Annotated in this window: 21 protein-coding genes and 1 other RNA gene; 2 read left to right on the forward strand and 20 right to left on the reverse strand. The window is 62.8% G+C overall.

Annotation, left to right across the window (positions count from 1 at the left end):
- Positions 1-237: 237 nt before the first annotated feature.
- The 5 genes from ftsZ to aqpZ all read right to left on the reverse strand — a co-directional run bounded on the left by ftsZ (position 238) and on the right by aqpZ (position 6,160).
- Positions 238-1,956 carry a cell division protein FtsZ gene (ftsZ, locus tag FHT79_RS07185; protein WP_047610929.1) on the reverse strand — a complete coding sequence of 573 codons (1,719 nt, stop codon included), beginning with the start codon at positions 1,954-1,956 and terminating at the stop codon, positions 238-240.
- 55 nt (positions 1,957-2,011) lie between these two features.
- Positions 2,012-3,343, reverse strand: a complete 1,332-nt coding sequence (ftsA, locus tag FHT79_RS07190) for a cell division protein FtsA (RefSeq protein WP_047610931.1) — start codon at positions 3,341-3,343, stop codon at positions 2,012-2,014.
- The gene (locus FHT79_RS07195) at positions 3,340-4,272 is read right to left on the reverse strand and encodes a cell division protein FtsQ/DivIB (RefSeq protein WP_281414610.1); all 933 of its coding nucleotides are present in this window, start codon (positions 4,270-4,272) and stop codon (positions 3,340-3,342) included. The genes ftsA and FHT79_RS07195 overlap by 4 nt, the downstream gene beginning before the upstream one ends.
- The gene (locus FHT79_RS07200; protein ID WP_183903160.1) at positions 4,260-5,186 is read right to left on the reverse strand and encodes a D-alanine--D-alanine ligase; all 927 of its coding nucleotides are present in this window, start codon (positions 5,184-5,186) and stop codon (positions 4,260-4,262) included. Before FHT79_RS07200 ends, FHT79_RS07195 begins: the two co-directional genes overlap by 13 nt.
- Before the next feature lie 272 nt (positions 5,187-5,458).
- Positions 5,459-6,160: an aquaporin Z gene (gene aqpZ / locus FHT79_RS07205; protein ID WP_281414611.1), complete on the reverse strand. Its 702-nt coding sequence runs from the start codon at positions 6,158-6,160 to the stop codon at positions 5,459-5,461.
- Between the two features lie 210 nt (positions 6,161-6,370).
- Here aqpZ and FHT79_RS07210 point away from each other — a divergent pair, with 210 nt between their 5' ends.
- Positions 6,371-7,684, forward strand: coding sequence for an MFS transporter (locus tag FHT79_RS07210; RefSeq protein ID WP_183903162.1), 1,314 nt, complete (start codon positions 6,371-6,373; stop codon positions 7,682-7,684).
- Positions 7,685-7,798: 114 nt separating this feature from the next.
- Positions 7,799-8,728, forward strand: coding sequence for an SDR family oxidoreductase (locus FHT79_RS07215; RefSeq protein ID WP_183903163.1), 930 nt, complete (start codon positions 7,799-7,801; stop codon positions 8,726-8,728).
- 3 nt (positions 8,729-8,731) lie between these two features.
- On the opposite strand, the gene murB is transcribed toward FHT79_RS07215, so the two are convergent.
- The 15 genes from murB to FHT79_RS07290 form a co-directional block, all read right to left on the reverse strand.
- The gene (murB, locus tag FHT79_RS07220) at positions 8,732-9,706 is read right to left on the reverse strand and encodes a UDP-N-acetylmuramate dehydrogenase (protein ID WP_063474590.1); all 975 of its coding nucleotides are present in this window, start codon (positions 9,704-9,706) and stop codon (positions 8,732-8,734) included.
- On the reverse strand, positions 9,703-11,118 hold the full coding sequence (gene murC / locus FHT79_RS07225; protein WP_063474589.1) for a UDP-N-acetylmuramate--L-alanine ligase: 1,416 nt from the start codon (positions 11,116-11,118) through the stop codon (positions 9,703-9,705). The genes murB and murC overlap by 4 nt, the downstream gene beginning before the upstream one ends.
- Entirely contained in the window at positions 11,115-12,239 is a 1,125-nt protein-coding gene (murG, locus tag FHT79_RS07230) for an undecaprenyldiphospho-muramoylpentapeptide beta-N-acetylglucosaminyltransferase (RefSeq protein WP_047610941.1), read from the reverse strand. Before murG ends, murC begins: the two co-directional genes overlap by 4 nt.
- A gap of 6 nt (positions 12,240-12,245) precedes the next feature.
- Positions 12,246-13,400 (reverse strand): putative lipid II flippase FtsW, encoded by a 1,155-nt coding sequence (ftsW, locus tag FHT79_RS07235; RefSeq protein ID WP_047610942.1) that lies wholly within the window; start codon positions 13,398-13,400, stop codon positions 12,246-12,248.
- A 1-nt stretch (position 13,401) separates the two neighbouring features.
- Entirely contained in the window at positions 13,402-14,814 is a 1,413-nt protein-coding gene (gene murD / locus FHT79_RS07240) for a UDP-N-acetylmuramoyl-L-alanine--D-glutamate ligase (protein ID WP_183903164.1), read from the reverse strand.
- A gap of 7 nt (positions 14,815-14,821) precedes the next feature.
- Complete coding sequence (gene mraY, locus FHT79_RS07245) at positions 14,822-15,922, reverse strand: phospho-N-acetylmuramoyl-pentapeptide-transferase (RefSeq protein ID WP_003541415.1); 1,101 nt, start codon at positions 15,920-15,922, stop codon at positions 14,822-14,824.
- Between the two features lie 22 nt (positions 15,923-15,944).
- Positions 15,945-17,378: a UDP-N-acetylmuramoylalanyl-D-glutamyl-2,6-diaminopimelate--D-alanyl-D-alanine ligase gene (locus FHT79_RS07250; protein WP_063474587.1), complete on the reverse strand. Its 1,434-nt coding sequence runs from the start codon at positions 17,376-17,378 to the stop codon at positions 15,945-15,947.
- A complete protein-coding gene (locus FHT79_RS07255; RefSeq protein WP_183903165.1) occupies positions 17,375-18,895 on the reverse strand; it encodes a UDP-N-acetylmuramoyl-L-alanyl-D-glutamate--2,6-diaminopimelate ligase in 1,521 nt (506 codons plus the stop codon). Before FHT79_RS07255 ends, FHT79_RS07250 begins: the two co-directional genes overlap by 4 nt.
- Before the next feature lie 6 nt (positions 18,896-18,901).
- Positions 18,902-20,662, reverse strand: coding sequence for a penicillin-binding protein 2 (locus FHT79_RS07260; RefSeq protein ID WP_047610954.1), 1,761 nt, complete (start codon positions 20,660-20,662; stop codon positions 18,902-18,904).
- On the reverse strand, positions 20,662-21,156 hold the full coding sequence (locus FHT79_RS07265) for a hypothetical protein (protein ID WP_183903319.1): 495 nt from the start codon (positions 21,154-21,156) through the stop codon (positions 20,662-20,664). The genes FHT79_RS07260 and FHT79_RS07265 overlap by 1 nt, the downstream gene beginning before the upstream one ends.
- 1 nt (position 21,157) lies before the next feature.
- Positions 21,158-22,183: a 16S rRNA (cytosine(1402)-N(4))-methyltransferase RsmH gene (gene rsmH, locus FHT79_RS07270; RefSeq protein WP_183903166.1), complete on the reverse strand. Its 1,026-nt coding sequence runs from the start codon at positions 22,181-22,183 to the stop codon at positions 21,158-21,160.
- Between the two features lie 17 nt (positions 22,184-22,200).
- Positions 22,201-22,638 (reverse strand): division/cell wall cluster transcriptional repressor MraZ, encoded by a 438-nt coding sequence (gene mraZ / locus FHT79_RS07275; protein WP_024320776.1) that lies wholly within the window; start codon positions 22,636-22,638, stop codon positions 22,201-22,203.
- A 427-nt stretch (positions 22,639-23,065) separates the two neighbouring features.
- An RNA gene (gene rnpB, locus FHT79_RS07280) (RNase P RNA component class A) lies at positions 23,066-23,463 on the reverse strand.
- A 53-nt stretch (positions 23,464-23,516) separates the two neighbouring features.
- Positions 23,517-24,692: an FAD-binding oxidoreductase gene (locus FHT79_RS07285; protein ID WP_183903167.1), complete on the reverse strand. Its 1,176-nt coding sequence runs from the start codon at positions 24,690-24,692 to the stop codon at positions 23,517-23,519.
- A gap of 9 nt (positions 24,693-24,701) precedes the next feature.
- Positions 24,702-25,889: an FAD-binding oxidoreductase gene (locus FHT79_RS07290; RefSeq protein WP_183903168.1), complete on the reverse strand. Its 1,188-nt coding sequence runs from the start codon at positions 25,887-25,889 to the stop codon at positions 24,702-24,704.
- Positions 25,890-25,899: the final 10 nt, after the last annotated feature.

Below are 25,899 nucleotides of genomic sequence, written 5' to 3' on the forward strand. Positions count from 1 at the left end.
CCGCCGGTCTGTCCGATCGGCACGGTCATCGTTCATTCTGCAGCAGGAGCCTGTCGAAAGGTCTCCTAGGGCAGTTTCCTTGCACCATACTTACGTGCGCCGGCGCTCCAATCCAAATCACTGTTTCTTTCGCTTTGTTACGAAGTCACGCAATTGAAATCACTTGCGAATCGCAGCCAGAAAAACGGCAATGCCCGGGACCTTGATCCCGGGCATGAACGGTGCAGAAGCACGGTATCAGTTCGACTGGCGACGCAGGAATGCCGGGATTTCCAGCTGGTCGTCTTCCTGCATCATCCGGGCCTGCGGAACCGCGCGGCCCTGGTCGTCGAGGTTGCCGCGACGCGGTGCATAGAGGCTCGCCTCCGGCGACAGCGGACGGCGCTGCTGCGAAGCAGCCGGCGGTGCGGCGGTCATGTCGGCGGCAACGGCGTCGTCGTCACGGCGGCCAAGCGAATTGGTGATTCGCTTGAGCAGGCCCATCGGACCGCGCTCTTCCGCCGCATGCGCGGAGGCCGGCTGCGTGCGGTGGTCGAGTTCGGCCTGGACGACCGGCGGGAAATCCTCGACCTTCGGCATGCGCACCGGTTCGGGCGCCTGGCGGATGATCGGCTCCTGCCGGACCGGCTGCTGCTGAACCGGCTGGCTTATGACCGGCTGGCTCATGACGGGCGCCGGAGCCTGCTGCTGCACAGGGGCAGGACGCATTGCCGGAGCTTCCGGCGCAGGCGCGAAGATCTTGCTCTGCGGACGGAATGTTTCCTGCTGTGGAGCCGGCTGCTGCAGCGGTGCGGCAGCACGCGGGGCCGGAATTTCGAGCTCGCGTTCCATCTCGGCTTCGCGGATGGTCTGCGCGATCGGATCCATGGCCTTCGGTGCCTGCATCACGGGGGCAGGCTGAACTGCGGCCGCTGCCGGAGCAACAGCCGCGGAGGGACGGATAGCGGGCCTTGCTGCCGGCTGGAGGTTCCGCTCGGCGGCTTCGTTCATCGCCCGGTCGATGCCGGTTGCGACGACCGAGACGCGGATGATGCCTTCGAGCGATTCGTCGAAGGTGGCGCCGAGGATGATGTTGGCGTCTGGATCGACTTCCTCGCGGATGCGGGTCGCGGCTTCGTCGACTTCGAAGAGGGTGAGGTCGCGACCGCCGGTGATGGAGATCAGCAGCCCTTGAGCGCCCTTCATCGAGGTTTCGTCGAGCAGCGGATTGGCGATTGCAGCCTCTGCGGCCTGCAGTGCGCGGCCGGAGCCGGAGGCTTCGCCGGTGCCCATCATCGCGCGGCCCATCTCGCGCATCACCGAGCGGACGTCGGCGAAGTCGAGGTTGATGAGGCCTTCCTTCACCATCAGGTCGGTGATGCAGGCAACGCCGGAATAGAGAACCTGGTCGGCCATGGCGAAGGCATCGGCGAAGGTCGTCTTGTCGTTGGCAATGCGGAAGAGGTTCTGGTTCGGAATGACGATCAGCGTATCGACAGACTTCTGCAGTTCCTGAATGCCCATCTCAGCCAGACGCATGCGGCGCCCGCCTTCGAAATGGAACGGCTTGGTGACGACGCCGACCGTCAGGATGCCCTTGTTGCGGGCTGCCTGCGCGACGACGGGAGCCGCACCCGTGCCGGTGCCGCCGCCCATGCCGGCGGTGACGAAGCACATATGCGTGCCGTTCAGGTGATCGACGATCTCATCGATGCACTCCTCGGCAGCCGCTCGGCCGACCTCCGGCTGCGAGCCGGCGCCGAGGCCTTCGGTGACGTTGACGCCGAGCTGGATGATGCGCTCGGCCTTTGTCATCGTCAGCGCCTGCGCATCCGTGTTGGCGACGACGAAGTCGACGCCCTGGAGGCCGGCGGTGATCATGTTGTTGACGGCATTGCCGCCACCGCCACCAACGCCGAACACGGTGATGCGCGGCTTCAGCTCTGTGATGTCAGGCTTTTGCAGCTTGATGGTCATGGTACCTGTTCCTTCTCTCTCTGGCCGCATCGCCACGCCGGCCAATTACTCAATTTCAGAAGCTTTCCTTCAGCCACTGGCCCATGCGGGCTATCCGGCTGTTATTTCCCCCAAGCGACATGAGCAGACCGCTCTGTGACGCATGTGTCTCCATGTCCGCGACCTGCGGATAGATCATCAGGCCGACGGCCGTCGAAAAGGCCGGGCCCTTGGCCGCCGTCGGCAGCCCCGAGACGCCCATCGGGCGGCCGATGCGGACGTTGCGGGCAAGGATGCGCCGCGCCACGTCGGCAAGACCGGTCAGCTGGCTCGCCCCGCCCGTCAGCACGACGCGTTTGCCGACGATCGGGCTGAAGCCGGAGCGCTGGATACGGTCGCGAATCAGTTCCATCGTCTCCTCGATTCGGGCCGATACGATGCGCGAAACCAGCGCTCGCGGCACCTGCGACGGCTGGTCGCGATCGTCCTCGCCGATCGGCGGGATCGAGATCAGCTCTCGCTCGTCGGAAGAATTCGAAAGGGCCGTGGCATGCACGACCTTCAGCCGCTCGGCATCCTCGATGCGGGTCGAAAGGCCGCGCGCGAGATCCGTGGTCACGTGATGGCCGCCGAGGCCGACGGCATCCGTATGAACGAGCTTGCCTTCGGCAAAGACCGAGATCGTCGTCGTGCCGCCGCCCATGTCGATCGCCGCGCAGCCGAGCTCGACCTCGTCGTCGACGAGCGCCGCAAGGCCGGATGCATAGGGCGTCGCAACGATGCCCTCGACCGACAGATGCGCGCGGTTGACGCTGAGTTCGAGGTTCTTCAGCGCCGAGCGCTCCGCCGTGACGACATGCATGTCGACACCGAGCGCGTCGCCGTACATCGCCAGCGGATCGCGGATGCCCCGCTCGCCGTCGAGCGAGAAGCCGGTCGCCAGCGAATGCAGCACCGAACGGTCCTGACGCAGCGACTGCTGGCAGGCGGCCGACAGCACCTTCTTCAGATCGTTGAGTTCGACTTCCTGACCGCCGAGATCGATGGTCGCGGTGTAGATGTCGCTGCCGAGGCGGCCGGCCGTCAGATTGACGATCAGGCTCTCGACGGTCAGCCCCGCCATGCGCTCGGCAGCGTCGACGGCAAGACGGATGACGCCTTCCAGCGCGTCGAGATCGGCGATGACGCCGGTCTTGATGCCGCGGGAACGCTGATGGCCGATGCCGATGATCTCGATATTATGGGTGCGGCCCGGCAGGATCTGGCTTTCCTCGCGCGGCGTCAGCCGGCCGATCATGCAGACGACCTTGGTCGAGCCGATGTCGAGCACCGAAACGATATGCGACCGCTTCGACGAAAGCGGCTTCAGGCGCGGCAATCCGAAATGGGACGAACCGAACAAGCTCATATATTCTGCCCCGCCTTCTTCAATTCTTTCGTACGCTCCGTCACAACCGCCTGCCGGCGGACCGCCGCTTCCGGCGTCAGCTGGATCGCGGTTCTGTCAGGCAATCTCAGATCGACCGCGGCGATGTCCCGCTCGAGCAGCTGATGCTCCTTGTCGAACTTCGAAAGCGTCGCCAATGCCTGGTCGATACCGTCTTCCGGCAGCTTGACGACGACGCCGTTGTCCATATGCAGGTCCCAACGACGGCCGGATATCCAGACGTAGGCCTTCACGCGGGCCTTCACGTCGGGCCATTTCGAGAAGGCGTCGTCGAGTGATGCCGCCGCCGTTTCCGCATCGCGGCCAACGACCAGCGGCAGCGCCGAAAACTTGTTGTCGCGCAGCGGCGCAATGACGCTGCCGTTCTTCTCGATCAGGGAAAGCTCCTGCCCGTGCTGCCAGATCGCATAGGCCTGGCGCTCCTTGAGCTTCACTTCGATCGTTTTCGGATAGATCTTGCGAACCTCGACATTTTCGACCCAGGGAAGATGGGCGATCTTCCGGCGGGCGGCATCGACGTCGAGAGCAACCAGCGAGGTCGTGCCGTCGAGGCCGATCAGCTGCAGGATCTCGATTTCGGACGTCTCCGAATTGCCGGAGACCTTCACGTCCTCGATCGCAAAGCCTGCCGCCGTCGTTGTCGCCTGGGCGACTGATTCGGTGTGGCCGCCGAGCGACATGCCGTAAAGCCCTGTCGCAGCCAGGAAAGCGAGCGCCGAGACCGTGCCAGTATGGGCTGGAATGTAGATGCGGCCGCTGCAGAGGCTGATCAGGAAGCGCGTGACCCGGCGCAGCGGGCGCGGCAGCACGAACCGCTCTTCGGCTTCCATCATCGGAAGCACGGCATGATGGCTGGGGCGCCCTAACCTCTTGACCGTCAACGCAAACAAGACGCGTCCTCCACCATCCACCGGAGAAACTGACCAAAGGAATAGCCGGCATGACCGGCCATTTCGGGCACGAGCGAGGTTGGAGTCATGCCTGGCTGGGTATTGACCTCCAGCCAGATAATTTCGCCGTCTTCGGAGAAACGATCGTCGTAACGAAAGTCGGACCGACTGACGCCGCGACAACCGATTGCCTGATGCGCCCTTAGGGCCAATGTTTGTATTTTTTGGTAAATATTCGGTGAAATTTTCGCCGGGATGACGTGTTTTGAACCGCCTGCCGCATACTTGGAGTCGTAATCATAAAAATTGTGTCCCTGCGGCACCACTTCCGTGACACCGAGCGGCGTTTCGCCCATGACACCACAGGTGAGCTCGCGGCCATAGACATAGCGCTCGACGAGCACCTCCTCACCGTAACGCCACTCGGGGGAACTGACGACCTGCGGTGGATGCGCCTGGTCTTCAGTGACGATGACGACGCCGAAGCTCGAGCCCTCGCGGACCGGCTTCACCACATAGGGCGGCTTCATCGGATGCGTCGCGGGGAAGGCGAAACGATTGACCACCTGCGATTCGGCGACCGGAATGCCGGCGGCGGCGGCAACGAGCTTCGCCTTGTCCTTGTCCATCGCCAGCGCCGAGGCAAGCACGCCCGAATGCGTATAGGGGATCTCGAGATATTCGAGGATGCCCTGGATGGTGCCGTCCTCGCCGAACGGGCCGTGAAGCGCATTAAAGACGACATCGGGCTTCAGCGCGGCGAGCCTCTCGGAAACATCGCGCGCGACGTCGATCGCCGTCACGTCGAAGCCTTCCGCTTCGAGGGCTTCTGCGCAAGCCTTTCCCGAGGAAAGGCTGACCGGCCTTTCCGAGGAAAATCCGCCCATCAGGACAGCGACATGCTTGCGACTCATCAACACCCCCAAAAATAACTTCCATTCTCGAAAGCGACGCTTGCGCGAAGCTGTCTGCTCCGTTTCAGGCCTTTGTCCGACCTGCACGCATTAGAGCATCATTATGGTTAATGAAGTGTTTACTTTCGTTAACTCCGTCTTGCTGCGCCCTTCATTTTTTAACTTTCACCTCTTCGGAAATGTCGAGCGAGGATGCCCGCCGATCCGCGGAAAGAGAAAAGCCCGCGCGGAAAAACCACGCGGGCTCAATGGGATAGCTCGATATCTTGCAGTCAGTCGGCGTCGTCGAGGAATTTCCACACCAGTCCGCCGAGCGCACCACCCGCAAGCGGCGCAATCCAGAACAGCCAGAGCTGCTGCAGCGCCCAGCCGCCGACGAAAAGCGCCTGGCCGGTGGAACGTGCCGGATTGACCGAGGTGTTCGTCACCGGGATGGAAATGAGATGGATCAGCGTCAGCCCGAGGCCGATCGCCAGCGGCGCGAAGCCGGCAGGCACCCGGCTGCTGGTCGATCCCAGGATGATGATCAGGAAGAACATGGTCAGCAGCACTTCGATCAGCAGCGCCGAAAGCAGTGAATAGCCGCCCGGAGAATGATCGCCATAACCGTTGGCGGCAAAACCGCCGAGCTCGAAACCCGCCTTGCCGCTGGCGATAAGGTAGAGCACTGCGGCCGCGGCGACGGCGCCGACAACCTGGACGACGATATAGGGAACAAGGCGCGCGGCGGGAAACCGGCCGGCAACCGTCAGACCGAGGGAAACGGCGGGATTGAAGTGACCGCCCGAAATGCCGCCCACGGCATAGGCCATGGTGAGCACGGTCAGGCCGAACGCGAAGGCCACGCCGAAAAAACCGATCCCCAGTTCGGGAAAGGCCGCTGCCAGCACGGCGCTACCGCATCCGCCGAAGACCAGCCAGAATGTGCCAAGAAACTCGGCAACAAGACTCTTTTGCATACGCGCCTCCTCCATTTCAACCAAAGGGTTAATAATGCTTCAGCCACAATTTGATTCCGGTCAAGCGCGCCGGCATGCGCGCAGCAAGCTTCACGCAAGGAGCGAGAAACCGCAGGTTCGAGACGCGATGCGTGCGACGCGAGGAGACGTTTTCTTAGATCTGAAATTGCGTTAAGACCCGCCGGCCTCCCAAGGCGTTCCATAGACAGACTGATTGGAATGAAAATGACAGACGCGATCTCCGCATCGCCGACACCTGCCTCGAACAGCGCGCAAGTCAATTCTCCGGCTCGCGTTCTCATCGCCAGCCTTGTCGGCACCACCATCGAATTCTTCGACTTCTACGTCTACGCGACGGCAGCCGTCCTCGTCTTCCCGCATCTCTTCTTCCCGGCAAGCGATTCGAACGCCGCAACGCTGCAGTCGCTGGTCACCTTCTCGATCGCCTTCTTCGCCCGCCCCATCGGCGCCGTGGTCTTCGGTCATTTCGGCGACCGCATCGGCCGCAAAGCAACGCTCGTCGCCGCGCTGATGACGATGGGGCTTTCGACCGTCCTGATCGGCATGCTGCCGGGCTATGATTCGATCGGCATCGCAGCACCCTTGCTGCTGGCGCTTTGCCGCTTCGGCCAGGGGCTTGGCCTCGGCGGCGAATGGGGCGGCGCCGTTCTGCTCGCCACCGAAAACGCTCCTCCCGGCAAGCGCAGCTGGTACGCCATGTTCCCGCAACTCGGCGCGCCGATCGGCTTTATCCTTTCCTCCGGATTTTTCCTCATCCTGGCGGAAACGATGAGCAACGAGGATTTCCTCGACTACGGATGGCGCATTCCCTTCATCGCCAGTCTCGCCCTTGTCGCTGTCGGCCTCTATGTCCGCCTGAGGATCGCCGAAACGCCGGAGTTCCGCAAAGCCGTCGAAAAGCACGAGCGCGTCGCCGTGCCGATCGAGATGGTCTTCCGCGGCCACCTGCGCAGCCTGATCCTCGGCACCTTCATCGCCGTGGCGACCTTCGTGCTGTTCTACCTGATGACGGTCTTCACGCTCTCCTGGGGCACGACACCTTTGGAAAAGGGCGGGCTCGGTTATTCCAGAGAGCAGTTCCTGGTCGTCCAGCTTGTCGGCGTCGTCTTCTTCGGCCTGACGATCCCGCTTTCCGGCTGGCTCTCAGACCTCTATTCGCGCCGCATCATTCTGTCGCTGACGACGATTGCCATCGCAATCTTCGGCTTCTTCTACGCGACGCTGCTGACCAGCGGTCTGACCGGCGCCTTCCTGTGCTCGATCATCGGCCTCGCTTTGATGGGCTTCACCTATGGTCCGATCGGCGCGGCTCTTGCAGCGCCCTTCCCGACCATGGTGCGCTACACCGGCGCCTCGATGACCTTCAACCTCGGTGGCATCTTCGGCGCCTCGCTCGCCCCCTATATCGCCACCTGGCTCGCCACCCACTACAGCCTGAACTATGTCGGCTACTACCTTGCCGCCTCGGCTGTGATCTCGCTGGTCTGCATCCTGCTGTCGGGCCGCGAAGAAGTCTGAGCCTCGGATAACCAATCAACGAAAAGCCGCGACGGCCACCGTCGCGGCTTTTTTATTGATACCGTGGGCACTTCAGGCTAACCGGAGCAGTCACGGCAAAACGGGGAACAGATGATGCGATGCCTCATTACCGGCGCGGCCGGCTTTGTCGGTGGCCCCCTCGTCGAAAGGCTGCATAAAGAGCGGATATGGGAGCTTGCGGTAACCACCCGCTCGGCCGCCGCCAGCTTCCCGGCGGATGTGCGGCATTTTCCCATCGAGATAACCAGCGAAACCGACTGGACGGCAGCTCTCGACGGTGTCGATGTCATTGTCCATCTCGCTGCCCGCGTTCACATCATGAATGACCGCGCGGCCGATCCTCTGACGGAATTCCGCCAAATCAACACTGCCGCCACGCTGAATCTCGCCGAGCAAGCCGCCCGCGCGGGCGTAAAAAGGCTCGTCTTCATCAGCAGCATCAAGGTCAATGGTGAAGAGAACGACCGGCCTTTCCGGCACGACGACACGCCGATGCCGGTTGATCCCTATGGTATTTCGAAGCTGGAATGCGAAATCGGGCTGCATGAAATCTCCGCCCGAACAGGCATCGAAATCATCGTCATTCGACCGCCGCTCGTCTATGGGCCCGGTGCCAGGGGCAACTTCGCCCTGCTCGTCGGACTTGTCCGGAAGAAGATACCGCTCCCCTTCGCCTCGCTGAAGAACCGCCGGACATTGGTCGCGCTTCCCAATCTCGTCGATCTGATCGTCACGGGCATGACGCATCCGGACGCTGCCGGCCAGACCCTTCTTGCAGGCGATGGGGAAGATCTGTCGACGCCGGGGCTTATCGAAGGAATTGCCGCAGGCTTGGGCGTCAAGCCGATGCTGCTTCCCTTCCCTCCCGCCTTGTTGCAGATGGGGGCGAGAGTGACGGGAAAGAACGCCGTCTACCAGCGTCTTTGCGGCTCCCTGCAGGTCGACATATCCCACGCCCGCGACGTGCTCGGCTGGTCGCCCGTCGTCACGCCGCGCGAGGGCCTGAAGCTTGCGGTGAAGTAACCGTTATTCGCTCGTGACGCCCTGGAACGGGCGCACTTCCCGGCCGGGCATGAAGACGCCGAAGCGTTTGATTTCCCACTCGAGCTTGATGCCCTCTTTCTCGAAGACTTCGCGGCGCACCTGTTCGCCGAGATATTCGAGATCGTAGCCGGTCGCCTGCCCCATATTGATCATGAAGTTGCAGTGAAGCGACGACATCTGTGCTCCGCCGATGACGAGGCCGCGGCAGCCTGCCTCGTCGATCAGCTTCCAGGCCGAATGGCCAGGCGGGTTCTTGAAGGTCGAGCCGCCGGTCTTTTCGCGCACCGGCTGCACCGTCTCGCGGTGATTGCGCACAGCATCCATCTCGGCACGAATCTGCGCCCGCTCTTCCGGATAGCCCTCGAACAGCACGGAGGTGAAGATCAACTCGCTGGATGCGGTCGAATGGCGATAGGAATAACCCATCTCGGCATTGCTGAGCACATGCTTGTTGCCTTTGCGATCCAATGCATGGACCTCGATCAGCCGCTCGCGCGTTTCCACGCCGTTGGCGCCGGCATTCATCCGCGCCGCGCCGCCGATGCTGCCCGGAATGCCGTAGAAGAAATGGAAGCCGCCGATACCGTTATCCATTGCCATCGCCGCCACATGTTTATCAGGGCAGATGGCGCCGGCCAGGATGCGGTTTTCGCCGGCAAGCTCGACGAAGCCGAACCCCTTGGCGGACAGGCGCAGCACGACGCCGGGAATGCCGCCGTCGCGAACCAGGATGTTGGAGCCGACGCCGACCACGGTCAGCGGCACCTCTTCCGGCAATATTTTCAGGAAGGCGATGAGATCGTCGATGTCATGCGGCTGGAACATCAGTTCGGCCAGGCCGCCGGCCCTGAACCAGGTGACGCGGTCCATGGGGGCATCCGGCGTGATACGGCCGCGGATATCCTTTACACCGTCTCCGAGAGACGCGAGAAGCTTTTCCCCATTCACCTGTTTCATACGGACTTTCCCGAAAGGCCTTCCAGTTGTTTGGGCAGCGCCGCTGCCCAGGATGTGATGCTCCCAGCCCCCAACAGAACCACGAAATCGCCAGGCTTTGCAACCTCCGAGACCATCTGAGGCAGAAGTTCCGCCGAGGTGAGAAAGCGGGCGTCGCGATGGCCGCCCGATTTTATGCGCGAAACCAGCGACACGGAATCGATACCCTCGATCGGATCCTCGCCCGCTGCGTAAACAGGCGCGAGGAAGATGCTGTCGGCATCGTTGAAGCAGGCGGCGAATTCCTCGAAGAGGCTGGCAAGACGGCTATAACGGTGCGGCTGGTGAACCGCGATGATGCGCCCCTTGCAGGCTTCGCGGGCAGCGCGCAGCACCGCCTTGATCTCGACGGGATGGTGGCCGTAATCGTCGAAGATCTGCACTCCGTTCCATTCGCCGGTCAGCGTGAAGCGCCGCTTGACGCCGCCGAAGGAAGCAAGCCCCTTGGCGATATCGGCGCTCGATATGCCGAGCCGGTTGGCAACGGCAATCGCCGCCGTGGCGTTGGAAATATTATGCCGGCCGGGCATCGGCATGACCAGCCCCTTGAGCTCGATCACCTGGCCGGTGCGGCGGCGGCGGATTTCGACGTCGAAGATCGAGCGCGTGCCGTCGATGCGCACATTCGTGAAGCGCACGTCGGCCTGCGGATTCTCGCCATAGGTGATGATCTTGCGGTCCTCGATGCGGCCGACCAGCGACTGCACCTCCGGATGGTCGAGGCACATGACGCCGAAACCGTAGAACGGCACATTCTCGACGAACTGCCGGAAGGCGGCGCGCACCGCATCGAAATTGCCGTAATGGTCGAGATGTTCCGGGTCGATATTGGTGATGACGGCGACATCGGCCGGAAGCTTCAGGAAGGTGCCGTCCGATTCATCGGCCTCGACCACCATCCACTCGCCCTCGCCCATGCGGGCATTGGTGCCGTAGGCGTTGATGATGCCGCCATTGATGACGGTCGGGTCGAGCCCGCCGGCTTCGAGCAGCGTCGCGACCAGCGAGGTGGTCGTCGTCTTGCCATGCGTGCCGCCGATGGCGATCGCATTGCGGAAGCGCATGAGCTCTGCCAGCATTTCGGCGCGGCGCACCACCGGCAGCAGCTTTTCGCGCGCGGCGATGAGCTCCGGATTGCTCTTCTTGATCGCCGTCGAGACGACGACGACTTCGGCGTCACCCAGGTTTTCCGCCCGATGGCCGACGGACACCTCGATGCCCTTCTCGCGCAGGCGCTGGACATTGGCGCTGTCGGCCTGGTCCGATCCCTGCACCTTGTGGCCGAGATTGTGCAGCACCTCGGCAATGCCGCTCATGCCGATGCCGCCAATGCCGATGAAATGGACGAGACCGATCGCCTTTGGCAGTTTCATGCGCGTGTCCTCTTGAATTCCGCAATTGTCCGTCCGGCGGCAATAGCCTCAACCATGTCGGCAAGCAAGTTCGCGGCATCGGGTTTGCCGGCGAGTTTCGCCGCCGCTGCCATGTGCGAAAGCTTTTCCGGATCGTTCATGACAGCCGTCAGGATCGCCGCGATTTTCTCCGGCGATAGTTCCGACTGGGCAATCACCTTCGCCCCGCCGGTCGCAGCGAGTGCTGCGGCATTGGCCGCCTGATCGTGATCGAGAGCATGCGGGTAAGGCACGAGCACCGCCGGCCGGCCGATGACCGAGATTTCCGAAACCGTCGAGGCGCCCGAACGGCAGATGACGAGATGCGCTTTCGCCAGCCGTTCGGCCATGTCGGTGAAGAAGGGAGCGATATCGGCCCCCATCTCCAGCTTGGCGACGCAGCCGCTGACCATTTCCATATCTTCGGGACGCACCTGCTGGGTGATACGCAGCCGCACGCGAAGCGCATCGTCGAGCAGGCTGATCGCCGTCGGCAGCGCCTTGGAGAAATATTGCGCGCCCTGGCTGCCGCCGAAGACGACGAGGTTGAAGGCCTCACCGGGATGCGATGGCGTGTAAGGTACCTCGGCCGCGGCGATGATCGCCGGGCGGACCGGATTGCCCGTGGTCACCGTCTTGTCCGGGAAAGCGGCGCCGCCTTCGGGCAGAAAACCGCCGGCGATGGCCTGCACGCGGGTTGCTAAGGCCTTGTTGGCGCGGCCCATCACGGCGTTCTGCTCATGGATCATCGAGGGCACGCCGAGCCGGGTGGCGGCAAGCAGCGGCGGCACGGTGGGATAACCGCCGAAACCGACGACGATCACAGGCCGCAGCCGCTGGATCAGCTTCTTCGCCGCGCGCATGCCGCTCCACAGGGTCCACAGCGAACGGGCGACGGCAACCGGGTTCTTCGAGCCGATCGTCGCCGACGGCACGACATGGATTTCCTCGGCCGGGAACTTGCCGGCGTAACGCTCGGCCCGGCTATCCGTGACGAGATGCACCGAATAGCCGCGCTCCTTCAGCTTGAAGGCCAGCGCCTCAGCCGGGAATACATGGCCGCCGGTTCCCCCGGCGGCAAGCAGCACGATGCCTTTACTCATGGTCCTCTACTCCGCCGGCATGCCGTGCGGGACGCGGAAGAGGCTCCGGTCCTGCGCACGTTTTTCCGGTCGATGGCGCGTCAGCGCCAGAATGAAGCCGGCAGTGACGCAGATCGCCACCATGGACGAGCCACCGTAGGAAATCAGCGGCAGCGTCATGCCCTTGGCCGGCAGCAGTTCGAGATTGACGCCGATATTGATGATCGACTGGATGCCCATCTGCAGCACCAGGCCGGCGACGGCGAAACGGTTGAAATCGTTGCGCTCGCGATAGGCATGCGAGAGGCCGCGCAAGACCAGCACGGTAAACAGCGCAACGAGCGCCATGCAGAAGACGATGCCGAACTCCTCGGCCGCGACCGAGAAGATGAAGTCGGTATGGGCATCCGGGATGATGCGCTTGACGATACCTTCGCCCGGTCCCTGGCCGAACCAGCTGCCGCGGATGATCGCTTCGCGGGCGGTATCGATCTGGAACGTGTCCCCCTCGCCGGTCATGAACTTGTCTATTCGGCCGGCGACGTGCGGGAAGACGTAATAGGCGCTGAGCAGGCCGCCGGCGCCCCCGATGCCGAGCAGCATGATCCAGATCCACGGCATGCCGGCCATGAAGAACATCCCGCCCCAGACGGCCGTCGTCAGGATGGTCTGGCCGAGGTCGGGTTGCGCGATGAGAAGGGCGGCGACGATGCCGAACAGGATGATGGCGAAGAGATTGCCGGGGATTTCCGGCTGGCGCGCATGTTCGGCAAACAGCCAGGCGCAGACGACGACGAAGGCCGGCTTCATGAATTCCGACGGCTGGATGGAAAGGCCAGCGATCCAGATCCAGCGCCTGCCGCCCTTGACCTCCTGGCCGACGAACAGCACCAGCACCATCATGGCGATCGAGATGATCAGGATCAGGATCGCGGTTCGCCGCACCTGGCGTGGCGTCAGGAACGACAGCCCGAGCATGACGGCGATCGAGGGGATCATGAAGGCTGCGTGGCGCTTGACGAAATGGAAGGGTTCGAGCCCGATGCGCTCGGCAACCGCCGGAGAAGCCGCGAACGACAGCATGAAACCGATGCCCATCAGGAAGATGAACATCGCCAGGAAGAAGCGGTCGATGGTCCAGAACCAATCGGCCAGAGGCCCACGCTCCGCACGGCTTACCATGTCATTTCTCTCCTGTTGCCGGACCGATCAGCATCGCAATCCCGTCAAGCGCTGCCACGTGGCCGACGAAGGCATCGCCCCTGACTTCGAAATTCTTATACTGATCGAAGCTTGCGCAAGCCGGGGATAACATCACGGCCGAAGCACCGCTTTCGTCGCGCTCGGCATCGGCTGCAGCGTGCGCGACGGCGCGCTCCAGCGTACCCGAGATCTCGTAAGGCACGGCCTCGCCGAGCGTCGCAGCGAATTCCGCCGCCGCCTCACCAATCAGATAGGCCTTGGCGATGCGTGGAAAATAGGGAGCAAGCGTCGTAATGCCACCTGCCTTCGGCAGACCGCCGGCGATCCAGTAGATGCGATCGTAGCTCGAGAGCGCGGGTGCGGCGGCATCGGCATTGGTGGCTTTGGAATCGTTGACGAAAACGACGCGGCCACGCTGGCCGACCGGCTGCATGCGGTGTTTCAGTCCCGGAAACGAGGCGAGCCCGGCGCGGATGTCGGCGGCGGAAACTCCCACGGCAAGGCAGGCGGCGACGGCGGCGGCGGCATTCTGCGCATTATGGCTGCCGCGCAGCGTCTGGATGCCGTCGAGATCGGCGAAAGGCAGCATGGCGCCGCCGGCGGCCTGGATGAGCCTCGTGCCCTCGGCATAAATGCCGTCAGCCACCACGTTCCGGCGCGAAATGCGGACCACCTTGACACCCGCCCGCTCGACGCGGTCGGCGATCAAGACAGAATGGCTGTCGTCGGCACCGACGATCGCGACATCGCTGCCGGCGACCAGCCGTTCCTTGATATCGGCATAATGCTGCATCGTGCCGTGACGGTCGAGATGATCGGGCGTCAGGTTGAGCAGGATTCCGGCCGAAGGGTTCAGCGTCGGCGCCAGATCGATCTGGTAGGAGGAGCATTCGACGACGTAGTAGCGCCCGGTCTTCGGCGGATCGAGCGTCAGCACGGCCGTGCCGATATTACCGCCGAGCTGCGTGTCGTAGCCTGATGATTTCAGGATATGGGCGATCAGCGCCGTGGTGGTCGACTTGCCGTTGGTGCCTGTTATGGCGATGAAGGGGCAATCGGGCGCATGGACGCGGCGCTCGCGCACGAAGAGCTCGACATCGCCGACGATATCGACGCCCGCCGCGCGCGCAAGATCGACGGTCCAATGCGGCTTCGGATGGGTGAGCGGCACGCCGGGCGACAGCACGAACAGCGCCTGCTGGCTCCAATCGATGGTGTGCAGGTCTTCCGTCCGGATGCCTTCGGCCGCGGCCTTGGCGACGCTGTCGGGATTGTCGTCCCAGGCGGTCACATCGGCGCCGCCTGATATCAGAGCCCGGGCGGTGGCAAAGCCGGAGCCGCCGAGCCCGAAGAGCGCGACCTTCCTGTCCTTGAGCGTCGTGACCGGGATCATCGCCGCCTCACCGCAGCTTCAGCGTCGAGAGGCCGAGCATGGCAAGGCCGACGGCGACGATCCAGAAGCGGATCACCACCTGGCTTTCGGTCCAGCCCTTCTTCTCGAAGTGATGATGGATCGGCGCCATCAGGAAGACGCGCCGGCCGGTCATCTTGAAGAAGCCGACCTGGATGATGACCGAAAGCGTTTCGATGACGAAGAGGCCGCCGATGATCGCCATGACGATCTCGTGTTTGGTGGCGACGGCGACGGTGCCGATCGTGCCGCCGAGCGCCAGCGACCCGGTGTCACCCATGAAGATGGCGGCCGGCGGCGCATTGAACCAGAGAAAGCCGAGGCCGGCGCCGATGACGGCGCCAAGCACGACGGCAAGCTCGCCGGTGCCGGGCACGAAATTGATCTGCAGGTAGTTGGCAAACACCACGTTGCCGGCGAGATAGGCGATGACGCCGAAGGAGGCGGCGGCGATCATGACAGGCACGATGGCAAGCCCGTCGAGGCCGTCCGTCAGGTTGACGGCATTGCCGGCGCCGACGATGACGAAACCGCCGAAGACGACGAACATGATGCCGATATTGATCATGAAGTCCTTGAAGAAGGGAAACGCGATCGAGGAGCCGAAGGTCGAACCGGCAATTCCCGAGGCAAGAGCGGTGCGCATCATGAAATAGACGGCGATGCCGGCAATGACGAATTCGATGCCGAGACGCGCCTTGCCGGAAAAGCCCATATGGCTCTGCTTCGTGACCTTCAGATAATCGTCGTAGAAGCCGATCGCACCGAAGCCCAGCGTCACCAGCAAGGTGGCGACGACGTAGACGTTGGAAAGATCGGCCCAGAGCAGCGACGCGCCGACGATGCCGGCGAGGATCATCAGCCCGCCCATGGTCGGCGTGCCGGCCTTCTTGAAATGCGTCTGCGGCCCGTCGGCGCGGATCGGCTGGCCCTTGCCCTGCCGGATGCGCAGCGAGTTGATGATCGTCGGTCCGAACAGGAAGACGATCAGCGCTGAGGTGAAGAGAGCGGCCCCTGTGCGGAAGGTAATATATCTGAACAGGTTCAGAAACTTGAAATATTCCGACAGTTCGACAAGCCAGATCAGCATTCAGGGCCCCTTGTTTACCCGATCAAAGTTCGCGTTGCGTGTCGGCAAATGACGGGAACTTGTCAAGGAGCGCGGCGACGATCTTGCCGAAACCGATGCCCAGAGACGATTTCACCATCAACACGTCGCCTGGCGCGACCGAGTTCAATACATAATCCGTCAATTCGCTCGTGTTCTCGCGATATTCGACATGGACGCTCTCCGGCAGCGATTCCTTGAGCGCAGCCATCTCGGCTCCAGCGAGCCAGACATATTCGATGCCGGCAGCAAGCAGCGGCACGGCGAGGTCGGTATGGACCTTCTGCGCATAGTCGCCCATCTCCAGCATGTCGCCGAGCACGGCGATACGGCGTCCGCGGCCGGTCGGCTCGGAGGCAGCCAAGAGTGCGATCGCCGCACGCATCGAGGCCGGATTGGCATTGTAGCTCTCGTCGATCAGCGTGAAGCTGCCGCCGCCGATCGAAAGCCGGTGGCGCTTGCCCCTGCCCTTTTCCGGCTTCAGCGTCGCAAGCGCTTCGATCGCCTTCTCCATGTCGGCGCCGACGATCCTGACGACCCCGAGGGCTGCCAGCGCATTCTCGGCGATATGGCGGCCGGGCGCGCCGATCGCGACCTCCAGCGTCTCGCCGCCGATCGTCAGCCACAGCGTCGAATTCTCGTCGGAGCCATTGAACTCTGCGAGCCGGAATTCGGCCTTGGCATGCTGGCCAAAGGAATGGATATGCTCGATGCCGAGCGACTGCGCCGTGCGGTCGAGGAAATTGAACTGGTCGTTGTCGCGGTTGAGCACAACATGGCCGCCGGGTTCAAGTCCTTCAAAGATCTCGGCCTTGGCGGCGGCGATTTCCTTGATGTTCTTGAAATTGCCGAGATGCGCCGGCGCGATCGTCGTGATGATGGCGACATCGGGACGGATCATCGCCACCAGCGGCCGGATCTCGCCAGGATGGTTCATTCCGACTTCGAAGACGCCGTAATCCGTATCCGCAGGCATGCGCGCCAGCGTCAGCGGCACGCCCCAATGATTGTTGAAGGAGGCGACGGAAGCATGCACCTTGCCGGAAGGCGACAGCACATGCCGCAGCATTTCCTTGGTGGTCGTCTTGCCCACAGATCCCGTCACCGCGATGATCCGGGCCTTCGAGCGCTCGCGCGAGGCAAGGCCGAGACGGCCGAGTGCCGCAAGCACATCTTCCACGACGATCATCGGCACCGTCAGCCGACCCATGGCCGGAAGCCTCGCCTCGCTGACGACAAGAAGGGAGGCACCGTTCGCCATCGCCATCGACGCGTAATCGTGACCGTCGACACGATCGCCCTTGATCGCGAAGAAAGCCTCTCCTGGAGTAATCGAGCGGCTGTCGATGGAAATGCCGGTGATGCCTTCGGGCAGAGTGCCGAAGGGGCGCCCCGCCATCGCTGCGATCATGTCTTCGGTCGTCCAGAGCCAGCTCAAGATTTCAGTTCCTCCAAGGCCTTGCGCACCTCCGCATGATCGGAAAACGGCAAGGTGACGCCGCCGATCGTCTGCCCCTCCTCATGCCCCTTGCCGGCGACGATCAGCGTATCGCCGGATCTCAGCATGCTGACCGCCTCGCGGATCGCCGTGGCGCGATCGGCGATTTCCGAGGCGCAGCCGGCTGCCGCCATGATCTCCGCCCGGATCGAAGCCGGTTCCTCCGAACGCGGATTGTCGTCGGTGACGATAACGACGTCGGCAAGCCGGCAGGCGATTTCGCCCATGATCGGCCGCTTGCCGCGATCACGATCGCCGCCGCAGCCGAAGACGACGACGACGCGGCCGGTGGTGAAGGGCCGGACCGAGCCCAGCACGTTTTCCAGTGCATCCGGCTTGTGGGCGTAGTCGACATAGGCGAGAGCGCCGTCTTTCGTATGACCGACGAGTTCGAGACGGCCGGAGGCGCCGACGAGCTTCTCCAGCGCCGCCATCGCAACCTTCGCGGCCACGCCGGTCGACATGGCAAGCGCTGCCGCAACAAGCGCGTTGGCGACCTGGAAATCGCCGGCCAGCGGAATGTCCACCTCGAAGATCTCGCTGCCGATATGGATCTCGGCCGTCTGCTTGTGGCGGAAGTGCTCGACGCGCTTCAAGGAAAGATAATTGCCCTTTCGCCCGACGGTACGAACGTCGTGACCGGCATCGGTCGCTGCCTTGATCGCCTGCGCCGACCATGGATCGTCGGCGAAGATCACCGCCGGCGACCCCTTCGGCAACAGCGTATCGAAAAGCCGCATCTTGGCGGCCATATAGGCCTCGACGGTCGGATGATAATCCATGTGGTCGCGGCCGAGATTGGTGAAGGCGGCGGCGGCAAGCTTGACGCCGTCGAGCCGGCACTGGTCGAGGCCGTGGCTGGAAGCTTCCATGGCGGCATGCGTCACGCCTTCTTCGGCGAGTTCCGCCAGCAGCTCGTGCAGCGACACCGGATCGGGCGTCGTCAGCGAGCCATATTCGTTGCGCGTCGGCGAGACGACCCCCGTAGTACCGATCATCGCGGCCGCATGGCCCGCATGCGCCCAGATCTGCCTGACGAAGGAGGCAACGGAAGTCTTGCCCGCCGTGCCGGTGACGGCGACCATGGTATCGGGCTGCCTGCCGTGGAAACGCGAGGCGGCGATGGAAAGGAAGCGGCGCGGTTCCTTGACCGCAAGCACCGGGATGGAAGCATCGATAGCTTGAGAGGCGATCGCGACAACAGCGCCGCGGCCGGCGGCATCCGCGATGAAACCCACGCCGTCCGCCTTGGTGCCGGCGACTGCGACGAAGGCATTGCCCGGCGTCACCTTGCGGCTATCCGAAGACAGGCCTGAGATATCAATCAAGCCTGCCGGGCCTTCGAGCTGTGCTTCAAGTTCCGGAAACTGATCTCCGGCCAGGTCTCGCAATTTCATCGAATGCACTTTTCTCTCTTGAAGCCGGTTCACCCCTCGCGAATCGGCGTCGATATTCATTCACACTCAATAAGACACCAGCAAGGCCGAACCGCCCTCCCCGAATTTCGGCTCGATGCCGAGAATGGGGGCTGCGCGGCTGATGATCTCACGAGCGATCGGGCCGGCAGTACCGGCAGAGATCGTTCCGCCATATTGCTTCTCACCGGTCTTCGGCTCGTCGCAGAAGGTGATCACGGCGTATCTGGGATCATTGATCGGGAATGCGGCAATGAAGGAATTGAAATTCAGCGTCGCCGAATAACGCCCGTTCACCACCTTGTCGGCGGTACCGGTCTTGCTGCCGACGGCAAAGCCCGGCACGCGGGCGACACGTCCGGATCCCTTGTATCCGTTGAAGTCGAGGAGATAGCGGATGTTGTCGCTGGTCGACTTCTTGATCACCTGCGTGGCGATCTGATCGGCCTGTTCGCGCGTGCGCGGCAGGAACGTCGGCTCGATCAGCTTGCCGCCATTGACGAGGGCGGCGGCGGCGACCCCTGTCTGCAGGGCTGTCGTCGAGACGCCGTGGCCAAAGGAAATCGTGATCGAATTGATCTTCTTCCAGACACGCGGCTGGCTCGGCATCTTCACTTCGGGCAGCTCGGTCTGCATCTTCGTCAACAGGCCGAACTTGGTCAGATAGTCCTTCTGCGCGTCGATGCCGACGATGTCGATGACGCGCGCCGTACCGATATTCGAAGAATACTGGAAAATCTCGGGGACGGTCAGCCAGCGGCGCTGCCCGTGAAAATCGTGGATGGTGAAGCCGCCGATATAGATCGATTTGCTGGCGTCGAAACTGTCGGTCATCTTGACCTTGCCGGTGTCGAGCGCCATGGCCAGCGAAAAGGTCTTGAAGGTCGAACCCATTTCGAAGGTGCCGTTGGTCATCCGGTTGAGCCAACCTTCCTTGGCGCCTTCCTGCGGATCGTTCGGATCGAAATCCGGCGCCGACGCCATCGCCAGCACTTCTCCCGTGTGCACGTCGATGACGGCGGCTCCCGCCCCCTTGGACTGGAAGTTGTTGACGGCGTTGACGACCGCGTCGCGGACGATGTTCTGCACGCGCAGGTCGATCGAAAGCCGCACCGGCTCGAGCGGCTGGTCGCTGGTCATGCCGACCGAGGCGAGGTCGGCAAGTCCCTGGTCGTCGATATATTTCTCCATGCCGGCGACGCCGCGGTTGTCGATGTTGACGTAGCCAAGGATATGCGCGGCGGTCGAGCCGCCCGGATAGAAACGGCGCTTCTCCGGACGGAAGCCGATGCCGGGAATGCCGAGCGCCAGGATCTGGCTCTGCTGCTTCGGCGTCAGCTGCCGGCGCAGCCAGGCAAAATGCGAGGTCTTGACCGAGAGCTTCTTATAGGTGTCCCTGACGTCGAGTTCGGGCAGCACCGTTGCAAGTTTCTCGACCGCCTCATCGGCATCGACGATCTTGTTGGGCTCGGCAAACAGCGAGACGGTGCGGATGTCGGTCGCCAGCACCTCGCCGTTGCGGTCGAGAATGTCGGGGCGCGAGGCCATCAGCCGGTCGGGCGGCAGGATGCTGGAGACGACCTCCTGATCCTTCATCGCATATTCGACGAGACGTCCGCCGATAATGACGTAGACACCCATGAAGCCAAGAATCAGCAGGCCGACGCGGCTTTTCGCCTGTCCTGATTTTTTCTTGCGCGATCCCTCGATCGCCAGGCCGGCGGGCGAAGGACCGCCGAACCGGTTATAGACGCCGGCGGAGAAATGCGCCTGGCTCTTCAAAACCATGATGCGGGAAAGAAACGACATTATTCCACCGACCCCGTTTCGATCTCGTCTGCGCCTGCGTCGTCCTCCGCCCCGCCATCAGGCGCCACTGCGCCGTGCGGCTCCGCCGCGCCACGCGGCGCAGGCTGGGGAATGGGCTGTATCTTGGAGGTACCAGTCGCGCCTTTGGCGCTGGCCACGGCCGCGCCGTTGGCTTTGGCCTCCGTCACGTCGGGCACGGGAACCTCGGATTTCAGCATCGGCAATTCCTTGGCATGCACCAGCGCCGTCGACGCCGTCGGCTGCAGCTGCAATTCGTCATTATAGGCCTTGACCAGCCGCTCCAGCCGGTTCGGCTGCGATTGCAGCGCCCAGTCGGCCTTGAGGAGGTCGATCGTATCCTTCTCGAGCTTGATCTCGGCTTCGAGGCGATGAACCTCCTCGAGCTTCAATTCGGCGCGATGTTTGATCGTGTAGGTCACGGCGGCGGTGGCCGTCATGACGCCGATGAGCACGAGATCGAAGGTTTTCAGCATATCAACCACCAAGCTTTCCGAGGCTGGCAAGATTGGGAAACCCGAAGAGCGACATATCCGCGGCCTCGGCCGCAGCGTCCGTCCTCAGGCCGGCGCGCAGCTTGGCGGAGCGGGCGCGCGGATTGATCTCCGCCTCCGCCTCGCTTGCCGAAACCATCGGCTTGCCGATGGCCGCAAAGGTTGCCGCCCGTTCATGCGCGACCGGCAGATGCCGCGAACCCGACGCCTTGCCGGCGCGGTCGGAGAAGAATTTCTTGACGATGCGGTCTTCGAGCGAATGAAAGGTGACGACGACGAGCCGTCCGCCGGGTTTCAGCGCCGTCTCCGCCGCAAACAGCGCTTGCGCCAGCTCGCCAAGCTCGTCGTTGACGAAGATGCGCAGCGCCTGGAAGACGCGCGTTGCCGGATGGATCTTGTCCTTCATCTTGCGCGGCGTGACGAGCTCGATGAGACCGGCGAGATCGCGTGTCGTTTCGAACGGCTTTTCGGCGCGGCGCTTCTCGATCGCATGGGCGATGCGCGGCGCCTGGCTTTCCTCGCCGAGAAAATGGAAGATGCGGATGAGATCGGCGACCTTGGCGCGGTTGACGACATCGGCGGCCGAAACGCCTGTCGCCGACATGCGCATGTCGAGCGGTCCGTTTTTCTGGAAGGAGAAGCCGCGTTCCGCCTCGTCGATCTGCATGGAGGAGACGCCGATATCGAGCACGACGCCGTCGAGCCCGCCTCGCGGCGCATGATCGGCAAGATGCGAGAACTGCGAATGAATAAGCTTGAGACGGCCGCCATGGGCCGCGACCATTGCTTGACCAGCCGCAATCGCCGTGGGGTCGCGGTCGAGCGCGATCACCTCGGCGCCGGCCGCCAGGATGGCCGAGCTGTAACCGCCCGCACCGAATGTACCGTCGAGGATGAGTTTGCCGGAAGCCGGCGCCAGCGCTGTAAGGACCTCTTCGAGAAGAACGGGAACGTGACGAACCGATCCGCCACCGGCATCAGTTGAACCTCCGCCAGGATTCGCCACCATTCCGTTTCCTCGTTCTTTCAGGAACGCTTGCCCGCCAGCTTGCGTTCCCCTCGTGCCTGCGCCTGCGCAGCCACAAAAGCCTGCGGCTGCCACAGCTGAAAATGATCCGCCCGACCGACGAAAGTCACTTCGTCCGAGATGCCGGTAAAGCCGCGAATGAAATCCGTGACCATCAGCCGCCCCTCGGCGTCGAGCTTCATGAAGACCCCGCCTCCATGAATGAGAAGCGACATCTCGTTCGCATCCGGCGAAAACGGATCCTCCGCAGCAATCTGCCGTTCGAATCTCTCGAGAAGATCCGGACCGCCGACGCTGATCGCCGGAAACACAAAATCCTGAAAGCAATAGAGCTCCTGGACATTGCGCTGCGCCAGCACGGAACGGAACGCCGACGGCACGGAAACCCGGCCCTTGGCATCGATCCTGTTGGTCGCGTTCGATAGGAAGCGGCTCATTACACGAAACATCCGTTCCCGCAGGGATCCGGACAAAAAGACGCCCGAAACTCCCAATATCAGACACAGCTTCGCAAGCCGGATGAGCAAAAACCCGTCCGACGCTTCCGGAGAGGAAGACGCCTTTGCTTTGCGATGAATGGGCAAATGATTGCCCTGGTGCAGTGCGCATTTGGGATAGCATGGGACCATATGGGCGTCAATGGGATGCGCCCGTTTTGCAATAGACGCATGATCAAAAATTTATAAGCCGTTAAGTTTAACAAAGGGTTAGGATCACCCTCCCGCAGGAGGCGCGCAACCACACTTTCGCAAAAAGAATTTCCACTCGCGGGGTTGCATGAGCATCCGCTTGAAATCATTCGATTTCAGAGACTTATATGGAAGTGATGTCTGAAATCGTGGGTTTTCCGCGCCACAAAAGTTAATCGCCAGTTGGCCTGTAAGCCGGGTTCTGTATGGCTCCGGCGTGAACCGGAACGTGGCAGCCATTCCTCTGGGACAGCGCTCGCACGCTGCCTCGCGCAACCCACCCGGATGACTGGCCTGGAAACCGGCCGGAAGGCCTTTCGGCCCGCCGCGTCATCCCTATTCGGTCTTGCTCCCGGTGGGGTTTACCGTGCCATTTCCGTTGCCGGAGATGCGGTGGGCTCTTACCCCACCCTTTCACCCTTACCTGTCATGACAGGCGGTTTGCTTTCTGTGGCACTTTCCCTGAGGTCGCCCTCGCCGGACGTTATCCGGCACCGTGTTTCCGTGGAGCCCGGACTTTCCTCACCCTACCGCCTTTCGGCATTGGTAAAGCGCGGCTGCCCGGCCAACTGGCAGGGGTCCCATAAACGAGAGAGATGGCAATTGCTATCGAAATCAAAAATTATTTATCGAAATTGCGGTGTGAAATCCGTGGAGTAGCCTTGTTCGCTGATTCTGCCCGACAAAAGCAGCTCAGCCCCAAGCCGGCCGATTTCGTCGGAGCTCTTGGCCGACGTGCCGGCGCAGCCCGTCAACACCGCGATCTCAGGCGACGAGGTGTAGCCGATCATCGGATAGCCGCTTTCCGTCTGCGACACGACGCAGGCCGCCGTCGATATCGAAAGCGGCGCCAGATCAGGCACCAGACCGGCAACGATGCGCTGCAGATGCGCGCGCACGCTGTCGCGCCCTTCCGTCTTGAACCAGGCACGCATTTCCGTATCGTCACCGAGTGTCACATCGTCAGGGTCGCCACCGATCTTCAGGTAATATTTGCCGTCGGGATAAAGGATCGGCGGCAGCAGGTAGATATGGATGTCGGGCGTATCGACAATGAGCGACGGCATGGCGGCCAGGCGCGCCGCCTCCGTCTCGCTCACCTCGAACAGCGTCACGGTCCGGGCATAAACCGTCATGGCAACCGGCCGCGACAACAGATTCTCGGCAATGGAAAATCCGCCCGCCGCCAGCAGCACCTTTTCAGCACGATAGGTCAGGCCGCCTGATGTCTTGACGACGGCAAAGCCGCCCTCGCTGCGGATCGAGACGACGTGGTTGCGAATAATGGTGGCGCCCGCCTTTTCAGCCAGCAGCGACTGCGCCTTCACCAGCTTGCGCGGGCCGATATGGCCGGCCCCTCTCACCTCGAAGACACCGGCGCCATCATCAGGAAAGGCGAAGAAGGGAAAGGCAGCCTTCAGGCCCGCTCCATCGAGAAGGCGGGTCTCGACGCCGAGCGAGACGGCCGCCTGCCGGGTTCTCTCGAGATAATCGCTTGCCCTCGGCGCGACGACGACGCAGCCGACCTCACGATAGAAGTCGATGCCGCTGTCGCGGGCGATCTCGCCATAACGGCCGATCGAGCGGTTGGCGAGCAGCGCCCAATTGCGGTCGGGATCGATGGTGCGGGTGATGCGCCCCTCGTCGTAGTGGCTGGCGAAGACGCCCTGATGCGCCTTGCGATCACCAGGTTCGTCCGGGCCGATCACCGCGACGCCGTCCGCCTGCCGCGCCAGATGCCGCGCCGCCGCCGCCCCCATCAGCCCGCGGCCGACGACGATATATTTGAAATCGACTGCCATAATGTCCTCCTAGGCGAAAACGGGCGTCAGTTCGCGGCCGAAATCCTCATCCCCGAGCTGCCCTTCCGCCAGCAGCACCGCTCCGAGGCGCCCGAGTTCGTCGGAGGATTTGGCCGCAACGAAATTGCCGCCGGTCAGCACCGCAATACGCGGCGACTGCGTATATCCTACATAGGGATAACCGGTCGGCGTGAAATTCGCCACGCAGGGCGCCGAGGTCACGCGGCAGCCGGCAAGCTCCGGCATCAACTGCAAGGCGACACGCGAGAGATGATCGCGCTCAGCGGCGCTGCCGTCGGAACGGAACCACGCGCCGGCATCCTCCAACCGCTCGAAAGAAAGCGCCTCGGTGTCGCCGCCGAGTTTCAGATAGGTTTTGCCATCGGGATAACGCACCGGCGGCAGGATATAGATGTGATCCTCTTCCCGGTCACCGAGCACGATCGTAGACGGCATGTCCGCGAAAACAGCCATCTCGCGTTCACCGATCTCGTAGAAGGCCACCGTGCGCGCCATGACCCTGGTATCGACCGGACGCGGCAGCAGGGCATGGAAATTGCTGAAACCGCCGGCGGCCACCAGCACGCGCTCGGCGTTGTAGCATCTGCCGCCGGCTGTCACCTCGACATGGGAACCGGCATCACGCACGGATGTCGCGATTGCCTCGATCAGCGAGACGCCGCCCTGTTCGGCAAGCGTAACCTGCGCCCGCACCAGCGCCCGTGGGTTGATGTAGCCGGCGCGTCTGCGCTCGAAATATCCTGTGAAATCAGGATCGATGGCAAGATAGGGAAAACGTTGGCGAAGTTCCGACGGCGCGATGGTCTCGATATCGCTGCCGAGCGTCCGGCTGACGGACAGCGCCCGGTTGATATAGTCCTGCTCATCCGTCGGGGTCGGGCCGGCAAAAAGGCAGCCGACCTCAGAATAGAAGGAAATGCCGCTCTTTGCCTCGATCTCGCGGTAGCGGTCGAGCGCGCGGGCGGCGAAGCTTCCCCAGGCCAGATTGCCATCGAAGGTGCGGGTGATGCGGGCTTCGTCGTAATGGCTGGCGAAGACGCCATGATGGGCCTTGCGCTCTTCCGGCTCGCGCGGGCCGATCAGCGCGATGCCGTCGGCCATTGAGGAGAGATGCCGTGCGGCGGCGGCACCCATCATGCCGCGTCCGATGATGATGAAGCTGAAATCGACTGCCATGTCCCACCTT

The sequence above is a fragment of the Rhizobium sp. BK212 genome, from assembly GCF_014197475.1.
GTDB lineage: Bacteria > Pseudomonadota > Alphaproteobacteria > Rhizobiales > Rhizobiaceae > Rhizobium > Rhizobium anhuiense.

Excerpts from the sequence above, each read along its gene's own strand:
- ftsW (WP_047610942.1), bottom strand. The coding sequence starts at position 13,400 with ATGGTAAGCCGTGCGGAGCGTGGGCCTCTGGCCGATTGGTTCTGGACC.
- FHT79_RS07260 (WP_047610954.1), bottom strand. The coding sequence starts at position 20,662 with ATGTCGTTTCTTTCCCGCATCATGGTTTTGAAGAGCCAGGCGCATTTC.
- ftsA (WP_047610931.1), bottom strand. The coding sequence starts at position 3,343 with ATGAGCTTGTTCGGTTCGTCCCATTTCGGATTGCCGCGCCTGAAGCCG.
- ftsZ (WP_047610929.1), bottom strand. The coding sequence starts at position 1,956 with ATGACCATCAAGCTGCAAAAGCCTGACATCACAGAGCTGAAGCCGCGC.
- FHT79_RS07255 (WP_183903165.1), bottom strand. The coding sequence starts at position 18,895 with ATGAATATCGACGCCGATTCGCGAGGGGTGAACCGGCTTCAAGAGAGA.
- FHT79_RS07200 (WP_183903160.1), bottom strand. The coding sequence starts at position 5,186 with ATGAGTCGCAAGCATGTCGCTGTCCTGATGGGCGGATTTTCCTCGGAA.
- murB (WP_063474590.1), bottom strand. The coding sequence starts at position 9,706 with ATGAAACAGGTGAATGGGGAAAAGCTTCTCGCGTCTCTCGGAGACGGT.
- FHT79_RS07265 (WP_183903319.1), bottom strand. The coding sequence starts at position 21,156 with ATGCTGAAAACCTTCGATCTCGTGCTCATCGGCGTCATGACGGCCACC.
- FHT79_RS07210 (WP_183903162.1), top strand. The coding sequence starts at position 6,371 with ATGACAGACGCGATCTCCGCATCGCCGACACCTGCCTCGAACAGCGCG.
- FHT79_RS07215 (WP_183903163.1), top strand. The coding sequence starts at position 7,799 with ATGCGATGCCTCATTACCGGCGCGGCCGGCTTTGTCGGTGGCCCCCTC.
- rsmH (WP_183903166.1), bottom strand. The coding sequence starts at position 22,183 with ATGGTGGCGAATCCTGGCGGAGGTTCAACTGATGCCGGTGGCGGATCG.
- mraZ (WP_024320776.1), bottom strand. The coding sequence starts at position 22,638 with ATGAGCCGCTTCCTATCGAACGCGACCAACAGGATCGATGCCAAGGGC.
- FHT79_RS07285 (WP_183903167.1), bottom strand. The coding sequence starts at position 24,692 with ATGGCAGTCGATTTCAAATATATCGTCGTCGGCCGCGGGCTGATGGGG.
- murD (WP_183903164.1), bottom strand. The coding sequence starts at position 14,814 with ATGATCCCGGTCACGACGCTCAAGGACAGGAAGGTCGCGCTCTTCGGG.
- murG (WP_047610941.1), bottom strand. The coding sequence starts at position 12,239 with ATGAGTAAAGGCATCGTGCTGCTTGCCGCCGGGGGAACCGGCGGCCAT.
- murC (WP_063474589.1), bottom strand. The coding sequence starts at position 11,118 with ATGAAACTGCCAAAGGCGATCGGTCTCGTCCATTTCATCGGCATTGGC.
- mraY (WP_003541415.1), bottom strand. The coding sequence starts at position 15,922 with ATGCTGATCTGGCTTGTCGAACTGTCGGAATATTTCAAGTTTCTGAAC.
- FHT79_RS07290 (WP_183903168.1), bottom strand. The coding sequence starts at position 25,889 with ATGGCAGTCGATTTCAGCTTCATCATCATCGGACGCGGCATGATGGGT.
- aqpZ (WP_281414611.1), bottom strand. The coding sequence starts at position 6,160 with ATGGAGGAGGCGCGTATGCAAAAGAGTCTTGTTGCCGAGTTTCTTGGC.